A 993-nucleotide genomic window follows, 5' to 3' on the forward strand; every position below is an offset into this window, starting at 1 on the left:
GTAAGCGTCACATCACCTCCTTCTACCGCCCTCGTTTGAAATCCTGCATGCTCATCCTCCAATCAAGGAGGTGCGGGTATGCCGTCGAATCGCAGGCGAAGGTCGAAAAAGGAGTCTTATTGGCGGGAGCAGGTAGCCAGGTGGCGTGACAGCGGATTGAGCCAGGCCGAGTTCAGCAGGCAGGCCGGGTTTTCCAGCAGGTTGTTTGGCTATTGGAAGCGGCGGTTTGAGCAGGCGCAGGGTGCCAGCAGCGTCCAGGCTGTTGTCGCCGTGCCGATGCCCCACGCGCCTGAGCCAAAAACCGGGCATCAGCCGATCATTGTTCACGCTTGGCACGACGTTCGTCTGGAGATTCCCGACGACTTCCATCCCGGGTCGCTGGAGAAGATCCTCGTGGTGCTGGGGCGGCTGGCATGAACCTCCTTGGCCCCCAGACCAGGGTCTGGCTGGTGCTTGGTGCCACCGACATGCGCAAGGCGATCAACGGCCTCTCCCTGATGGTCGCCGACCGCCTCGGCCACGACGCCTTTTCCGGCCACCTGTTCGCCTTCTGCAACCGGGGGCGCACCCTCATCAAGATCCTCTACTGGGACCGCAACGGGTTCTGTCTCTGGCAGAAGCGGCTGGAAAAACACCGCTTCACCTGGCCGGGGTCCGAGGCCGAAGTCATGGAATTGGGTGCACGGGAATTGACCTGGCTGCTCGATGGCCTTGACCCTCTCCAGGCTCGCGGGCACCCAAAGCTGGAATATTCGACGCTGTTTTGAAAGGCAAAACTCTTTACATTTCAATTGATTGAGTGTATGCAATCGGCATGAATGCCACGCCTCTTCCTGATGACATTGCGACCCTCAAGCGCATCATCGCCGACCAGAATGTGGTCATCGCCGAGCGTGAGTCTGTCATCGCCGAGCGTGAGTCTGTCATCGCCGAGCGTGAGTCTGTCATCGCCGAGCGTGAGTCTGTCATCGCCGAGCGTGAGTCTGTCATCGC

2 protein-coding genes are annotated in these 993 nt (G+C 59.9%); both read left to right on the forward strand.

Annotation, left to right across the window (positions count from 1 at the left end; genetic code table 11):
- Positions 1-78 precede the first annotated feature (78 nt).
- Positions 79-417, forward strand: coding sequence for an IS66 family insertion sequence element accessory protein TnpA (gene tnpA / locus FVW27_RS17000; protein ID WP_167127422.1), 339 nt, complete (start codon positions 79-81; stop codon positions 415-417).
- On the forward strand, positions 414-767 hold the full coding sequence (gene tnpB, locus FVW27_RS17005; protein ID WP_167127425.1) for an IS66 family insertion sequence element accessory protein TnpB: 354 nt from the start codon (positions 414-416) through the stop codon (positions 765-767). The genes tnpA and tnpB overlap by 4 nt, the downstream gene beginning before the upstream one ends.
- The last annotated feature ends 226 nt before the right edge of the window (positions 768-993 follow it).

This window comes from Nitratidesulfovibrio liaohensis (assembly GCF_011682075.1).
Lineage (GTDB): Bacteria > Desulfobacterota > Desulfovibrionia > Desulfovibrionales > Desulfovibrionaceae > Cupidesulfovibrio > Cupidesulfovibrio liaohensis.

What these genes read in the sequence shown, in the direction of transcription:
- tnpA (WP_167127422.1), top strand. Translation starts at nt 79, where the DNA reads ATGCCGTCGAATCGCAGGCGAAGGTCGAAAAAGGAGTCTTATTGGCGG.
- tnpB (WP_167127425.1), top strand. Translation starts at nt 414, where the DNA reads ATGAACCTCCTTGGCCCCCAGACCAGGGTCTGGCTGGTGCTTGGTGCC.